Here is a 6,923-nt window from a genome sequence, read left to right as displayed (position 1 = left end):
ATTCAAGGGGTAACTGGTTTTTATTGGTGGACTAAAATAGGAGTTTAATCGTAAGTCATTTACCGGACATGATATTATCCATCACTACTACCGCTTCTTGCCATAATTGAGGGCATAAAAACTTCTCAATAAATACGGCAAATGCTGGCTCGTCCATGGAATCATTCATTGTCATTACTGCCATAAACTTCTTCAGGCTAATTCCGCCAATAACTGTGACTTTAGAGCCTCGATAAAATGCCTTGATTCCGGCCAACGAATGTCCCTACCTATGAACGAGCAACAGTCCTAGCCAAACGACCGCATAATCCCCGTTTCATCTAAGAATACGCTTGTTCTGGGTCTCGATATTTTTGATTTTTTCCCAATACTCAACTCTTAACTTTTGGACTCTTTCTGTTCCAGCTTGGCTACTTTGCTATGTTTTTTTTTACGATTGAGTTCTAATTTTTGTCGCATACCGACACACTGCCGTCCGACTCACCCAATTTCCCCTTCGCTGTAGCAAGAATTCAGATAATTCCACCTGCATTAGCATTGGGATACTCGGCTAAAGGATGCTCTGACTTCTGCTTCTGCATTAGCCAAAGGGCTGAATCGGGGTTTTCCCCTCTTTTTTGGAAGTAAGTTTCCCTCAGTTTGTTGTTGCTTGACCAGTTTTTGAACCAGACTTTTAGTAACACCAAACCGACTGGCTACTTTTCTCGCTTGACATCTTTTCTACTAAGTGTGCTGTCACTATTTTTAATCCCAGGTCGAGGGAATAGGATTTCCGACGCTTTGGCTATCAAATATTCCAATTATCAATTGTACCTCATAACATCGTCAAGTGCTGTATCGTCATTGAAGGTCTGTTTTCATAAGAAAGAAGAGTACCTCAAAAAAAATGACACAGAAATGCCTAATATTCATTGATAATTCCTTCCGTAATCTAGTCGCGACTATAACTTAATTGAATTGGTGCGACCTTCAACAAAAGAATACATTGCTAATCGACTGTTTACATCAAGTGAAAAACTAGAGTATTTATTACATCGCCTCTTAAATGAAGGAGAGTTGATTATTAAATGGGGACGAAAAATCCCAAACAAGGGTAATTCTTGTAGCACGGTTTAAATGCACAACAGCTTATCCAACCCATCCTTCTATTTGGGTGGATTTCTCCTTGGTTACCAATATTTGCTTATCCTAATTTATTGCTTGGGTTCAACGATTTAATTGATACAATAAATCAATTCCCACCCTTTTATTCTTCTGTTTGACCTGGCTTATTTCTTACTTCTTTAATCCGGAAAGTGACAGAAGAGGGAGATCGGGGTTTGGATCGCGGGCTTACAGTGGCATTTTTTTGGCGGAGTGGTATAACTACTCGGAATCAACAAATATTGCAATTCGTCAAGCGCTAGTGGGAGAGGGTAAATTAGTATTGGGTATAGAAAAATCTACAGGAAGTATCGAAGTGCCTGTCCCATTTGCCTTGCCCGCAGGATCGGGCTGGTAAAGTTGGATACGATCGCGCCCAAGTCGTTTAGCTTGATAAAGCGCTTGGTCGGCTGCGGCAATCAGAATTTCGGCTCCCGATTCAGATGCAGGAACAATACTCGCTACGCCTAGACTCATAGTGACGTACGGGCTCACTTGAGAACCAGCGTGAGGAAGCTGCAAAGCTGCGATTTTAAGCTGTATGTGTTCGGCTACCATCACGGCGCCTTGAATCGCGGTATTTGGCAAAATAACGGCAAATTCTTCGCCTCCGTACCGAGCTACTAAATCGGCGGGGCGACCGACTGCATTGCCGATCGCCGCGGCGACTTGCCGCAAACATTCGTCTCCCCCTGGGTGCCCGTAGGTATCGTTGTAACTTTTAAAAGAATCAATATCGCAGAGAATCAGGGACAGAGGCGTTTGTTCCCGGGCTTGTCTGCGCCACTCCATTTCTAAATACTGATCGAATCGGCGGCGGTTTGCTAGCTGCGTGAGTTCGTCTAAAGTTGCCAAGCGCTCTAACTTGAGGTTTGCCGCTTGCAACTGCTGGTAGAGTTCTGCTTGCTTGATGGCGATCGCCAACTGCGTGGCCAGAGAAGACAGCAACTCTACTTCCAACTGCATCCACTGCCGGGGACTGCACTGGTGGGCCATCAGCAGCCCCCACAACTCGTCTCCTTGCACTAAAGGCACTACCAAATAAGCTCTCACCGCGAATTGTGCGAGCAAGTCAATTTGATATTGCGGCATATCGGCGGCCAAAACATCGGCGATCGGTCGGATAGCTCGATGTTGGTACGCTTCGATATAGAACTGGTCAAAACAGAAATTTTCCAGGGTTTCCCCCAACATCGGCGGGCAGTTGGGAGCTACAGATTCCACTGTCACCGCCCCCGTCGCCGGGCCGGCGCAGAGACTGGCGGTACAGGGGTTGAAGCGGACGATCATCACTCGATCGGCCTGAAGGAAGTGACGCACTTCTGTCACTGTCGTGCTGAGCACTTCGCCCAAATCCAGAGACTGGCGGATGTGCTGAGTAATCGTCGCCATCAGCAGTTCTCGTTCGTTCTGCTGTCGCAGCGCCTCTTCTGCCCGCTTGTACTCGGTGATATCTTGAGCGGTGCCGAAAATTTGTTTGGGGCAGCCGTCGGCTGTGCGGGCGAAAACTTGGTCGCGGCAGCGAAACCAGCGCCATTCGCCCGATCGATGTTTGAGCCGATACTCCAATTCCAAAATATGCCCGTCTTGGGTCGAGGGAAATTTTTGCTGGTGGGCTTTGAGCCTGGGCAAATCTTCTGGGTACACCAAACTGGAGTACAAAGCAGTTTGCATCTGTAAAATTTCTTGGGGAGTGTAACCCAGCAATTTAGAAGCTTGACCGTTGACGTAGACGTTTCGCTGTTCGGTCAAATCGTAGATGTACAGCAAATAAGGCGCCGCGTCAGCAATCTGCTGGATGAAATGCTGGCTCGATCGCAATTCTTCCTCCACCCGCTGACGCACTTGCACTTCTTCCAAAGCTTGATCCCGCATTGTGCGGTAAGCTTGGATGCGGTGGGTGAGGTCGGTCACGTCTTGAATCACCAGCAGCGCGTAAAACGATGGGGAATTGACCCCGGGCCATATTGATGACGAAGCTGAGGGTGCAGATTCCCTAGACAAAAAAGCACTTCTTGGTGATCCGACTCCGACAGTACCGTCTGATTCCAACTCAAGAGTACGGAGAACCCAGTCTCTAATTTCCTGTTCTTCTATGCCAGCCTCTTGGGCCGGCACAGCAGTCACAGTAGTTTGCTGAATTCGCTGCTGGCCGTCTTGCCAAGTTGCCGGAATCAGGTGTTTGTGAATTTGAGAAGAAAAAATTGTTGGCGGGCCTCCTGCAAAGATTTGCTTGAAGCGAGTGGCATACTTTAACTGACTCAGGTGAGGAAAATGGGTTGTGATCTTTGTTCCCAATATTTGGCTGCGGGGAATTTTAGTCCACTCTTCCAGACAAGTGTTCCAAAACAGCACCACAAAATCATCTTGCAGCAAGCAGGCGCCGACTGGTACGCTGTCGAGAACCCCAAACTTTTCCTTAATACTTTTGCTCTCCTCAATCATAGACCCCCGGCAAGTTGATTGATAGCAGTCAACAAGGTGTCAAAGGAATTAACATTGAAAATAAGAATGATATCTCCTTCAATGTGAAGCCTTTCAATCATGAAACTGGTCTGGGCTAATAAAACAACTGTATCAGTAGCTAAACCGCCAGATATCAGCAAATTAGCAATCGTCCCTTCGCTATAAGTGGGAATTGAGTAGTTCAGGCGCTGCTGAAGTACGTTGCTGATTGCACCCATGACCCCATTAATTACAATATTTCCCACTTCACTCAGCGTACCAATTTTGACTGAATCGAGATCGTGAGTTCCAACTTCTTCCCCTGTAAGCATTGTCACCAGCAGGGCAGCGCTGTTGGTGGGAAAGACTAGCTGGGCAATGCCTCCAAAGGAGCCTGTGAATTTGAGCTGGACAGCGGCGATTTGCTCGCCGTTGAGGTGTTGCTCTAACTCTTCTTCCACGTCGATGGGAGTCAGGATTTGAAGGTAGGGGATTTGCAAGCGAATCGGGGAGTCGATCATGTCGTTCAAAACCCCTGCGGCTTGACCGATCCCGATGTTGACGAGTTCCTGCAAAGCATCGAGCTGTCGAGTGCTTAATTTCATTGGGTGCTCTCCTCGCTGACACTGAGAGCTTTTTTGATCCACGCGATTAGTTCGTCTGAGTTGGGCATTTTGTGAATGACTGCCATGGCTCCGAGTTCCATGCACTCGGAGCGGGTGCTTGCTTGGATGTCTGCGGTAATTACGATCACTGGAATTTTATATCCTCGATCGCGCATGGCTTGCAGGACTTCCCGACCTTCCATTTCTGGCATCAGCAGATCTAAGAGCATACAGTTTGGGGTTTTAGTGCCGAGCTGTTCTAGAGCTTCTGGGCCGCTGGATGCTTCCCAAGTCTCGTATCCTTCTGCTCGCAAGATTTTGCAGATCACCCTGCGAGTCAACCACGAATCTTCGACAACGAGAATTGATGTCACTACGTTCTCCTCCTTCTATTTTTTAGAACTGACCGGCGTTGCAGGTACTGCTTTTATCTTGACAGTAATTTAAAGTGCTGGGACGGTGTGCGATCGAGCTTCACTTGGAATTCCTGTTCTTAAAAACTAACGCATTAATGTGTGGGATAGTTTAGTATCTTGGACTATGTGAAGAAAAAACCCGGTTTCTGAATGAAACCAGGTTTGCGGGATCTCTATTGCTCCTAACATGGGCGCTCAATTATAGATTACCAAACGCTTCCGGAGCGATTCTACTCGCTGTTTGGCCGTGGTATTGTCTGGATCGCAGGCGAGAGCTTGTTCGTACATTTCCAAGGCTTGAGCTGTTAATTTCTTGCGCTCGTAGGCGTGACCCAGATTATTGAGAGATGTAACGTATCCTGGCTGTAACTTCAGGGCTTCTTTGTAGTGGCGGATTGCGATGTCGTACTGTTCTTGGCCAAAGTGTGCAAAACCGAGGGCGTTGTAAATAACAGCTTGATTTTCTTCGCCTTCTAAGTCTTTGGCTTTCAGGGCTTTTTGAAACAGTACGATCGCCTGCGAGTAAAGCTTCTTATCTAGATAGATACTTCCTAATTCGTAGTATTCCTGTGCTGTTCCTTTTTCTACTGTCAGCTTATTTTCTAAGCGTTCCAGAGACATTTCCAGCTTCCGAGTTTTAAGAATCTGGCGCACCACAAACCAGGAAGTGCTGCCGAGTATAGCCAGCAGGACTGACAGGTAAACAATGAGCAAATTACTATCCATGTTTTTCTTAAAATTAGGTAGGTCTGTGGAAGGTTTTATTTATTTTAAGGCAATAGCAATCTCTGATATCTGCCTCTGCAACTGTATAAAAAACAAGGAAATAGCGATCGAGCGGCCCGATCGCGATTTCTGAAAAAGCAAGAGCCCAGAAGTAAGAACAAAGAAGGAAAGTTTGTCTCAACCTCCTAAATTTATCAGGAGTTTTCCTTCTCTGGCAGACAGTTAAATCTTTCTTACTTCTGCTTTCTGCCTTCTGAGAATCAAGCGAACTTTCAGCCTCCGGCTCGATTAGCCATTTCCACGACTTTACCGAATGTTGCGGGGTCAATGATCGCCATTTGTGCCAGCATTTTGCGGTTGATTTCGATGTTGGCTTTTTTCATGTTGCCGATCAGTCTGCTGTAGCTCGTGCCGTGCTGGCGCGATGCAGCATTGATCCGAGCAATCCACAGGCGGCGGAAATCGCGTTTGCGTTTTTTGCGATCGCGATAACCGTTACGCAGGGCCTGCATCACCCGTTGGTTAGCTGTGCGGAACTGTTTCGACTGTGCGCCTCGGAAACCCTTGGCTAATTTGAGAATTTTTTTGCGGCGCGCTCTGGCGACATTACCGCGTTTTACCCGTGTCATCTTTAATTTCCGTTAAACTTTACAAGTATGGAAGCATTAACCGCACGTTAGCATCGTTGGTCTCGTCGATGACGACCAGCTTAGATAGACGGCTTTTGCGAGCTGAACTTTTGTGCTGTAGCAAGTGGCTTTTGTAAGCTTTACGGCGCACAATTTTACCGCTGCCGGTCGCTCTAAAGCGCTTTGCGGCTGCTTTGCGAGTTTTGAGTTTTGGCATGAACTGGTGTTATTTGGACACAAGCTTATACCGTATCACGTTTGTGCTACTTTCTGCAAGGGAGATTTGCGGGTTGGGGTGGCGCTGCATTTGCTGCGATATACAGGATGGGCGATCGGGTAATCTTACGGTTGTTTGCTAGTGTTAACATCGGGTATAAAATGTTATACCGCAGTTTCAGTATAATTAAGGGTTATACCTCTGGGTTATCAGCAGGGTTAATATTTGAAAGCTGCTAGTGAGCCACGATAATTAAATTGAAGATGCAACTTGCAAAAGTCTGGGCGCAATTGCTGCTGTGCGTCTCTAATTCTCTTAATATTTATGAATCTGTATGAACAAATAAAATTTATGAAACAGGGATGCAGCACTCACATCTCCCAAAATATAGTGCGAGCTGAGTGGAAAAATTTATGTACAATTAGTAGAGACTTTTTGGCGACTTTTAAAGCTAATTTCCCTCTATTTTTGAACTTTATTGAGTTGATAATTATCGAGTCCAGCTATCAGATTAAATCTTAATCAGAACCGACGGTGGCGATTTGTAGATCGACTCGATAAAATCCTAAAAACTTTTAGTTTCCCTTGATTATGGTAACTTAGGGTAACACTATCCTACTACATTGACACCACTCTGACCCCGGGCGATCGTTGAAGCTATAGTTCAATACGGTTCAGTTAAGGCTAAAATAGTGGTAAAATAGGTAGGGTGTCCAAAAAGGGAGAGCAAGTAAGGTGCATC

General features: G+C 46.2%; 7 protein-coding genes and 1 pseudogene. 1 reads left to right on the top strand and 7 read right to left on the bottom strand.

Annotated features, from left to right (window positions below; all coding sequences use genetic code 11):
• Window positions 1-55 precede the first annotated feature (55 nt).
• Window positions 56-256, bottom strand: coding sequence for a transposase (locus tag QUB14_RS27620; RefSeq protein WP_333218671.1), 201 nt, complete (start codon window positions 254-256; stop codon window positions 56-58).
• Between the two features lie 677 nt (window positions 257-933).
• On the opposite strand from QUB14_RS27620, the pseudogene QUB14_RS28855 reads away from it, so the two are divergent.
• A pseudogene (locus tag QUB14_RS28855) lies at window positions 934-1,116 on the top strand (IS630 family transposase); the annotation flags it as partial.
• Window positions 1,117-1,395: 279 nt separating this feature from the next.
• Here the strand turns inward: QUB14_RS28855 and QUB14_RS27615 are convergent.
• From QUB14_RS27615 to rpmI, 6 genes are all read right to left on the bottom strand, one after another.
• Window positions 1,396-3,588, bottom strand: coding sequence for a diguanylate cyclase domain-containing protein (locus QUB14_RS27615; RefSeq protein ID WP_333218670.1), 2,193 nt, complete (start codon window positions 3,586-3,588; stop codon window positions 1,396-1,398).
• Entirely contained in the window at window positions 3,585-4,193 is a 609-nt protein-coding gene (locus tag QUB14_RS27610; protein WP_006634168.1) for a hypothetical protein, read from the bottom strand. The genes QUB14_RS27615 and QUB14_RS27610 overlap by 4 nt, the downstream gene beginning before the upstream one ends.
• Window positions 4,190-4,567 carry a response regulator gene (locus QUB14_RS27605; RefSeq protein WP_333218669.1) on the bottom strand — a complete coding sequence of 126 codons (378 nt, stop codon included), beginning with the start codon at window positions 4,565-4,567 and terminating at the stop codon, window positions 4,190-4,192. Before QUB14_RS27605 ends, QUB14_RS27610 begins: the two co-directional genes overlap by 4 nt.
• Before the next feature lie 237 nt (window positions 4,568-4,804).
• The gene (locus QUB14_RS27600; protein ID WP_190658173.1) at window positions 4,805-5,335 is read right to left on the bottom strand and encodes a tetratricopeptide repeat protein; all 531 of its coding nucleotides are present in this window, start codon (window positions 5,333-5,335) and stop codon (window positions 4,805-4,807) included.
• Window positions 5,336-5,607: 272 nt separating this feature from the next.
• Window positions 5,608-5,964, bottom strand: a complete 357-nt coding sequence (gene rplT / locus QUB14_RS27595) for a 50S ribosomal protein L20 (RefSeq protein ID WP_190658174.1) — start codon at window positions 5,962-5,964, stop codon at window positions 5,608-5,610.
• Between the two features lie 19 nt (window positions 5,965-5,983).
• Complete coding sequence (gene rpmI / locus QUB14_RS27590) at window positions 5,984-6,181, bottom strand: 50S ribosomal protein L35 (protein ID WP_006634164.1); 198 nt, start codon at window positions 6,179-6,181, stop codon at window positions 5,984-5,986.
• Window positions 6,182-6,923: the final 742 nt, after the last annotated feature.

Origin of the sequence: Microcoleus sp. B3-D2 (assembly GCF_036705345.1) — a bacterium.
GTDB lineage: Bacteria > Cyanobacteriota > Cyanobacteriia > Cyanobacteriales > Microcoleaceae > Microcoleus.
The sequence above is the reverse complement of the archived record's forward strand: the minus strand, read 5'-3'. Positions and strand labels throughout refer to the sequence as shown.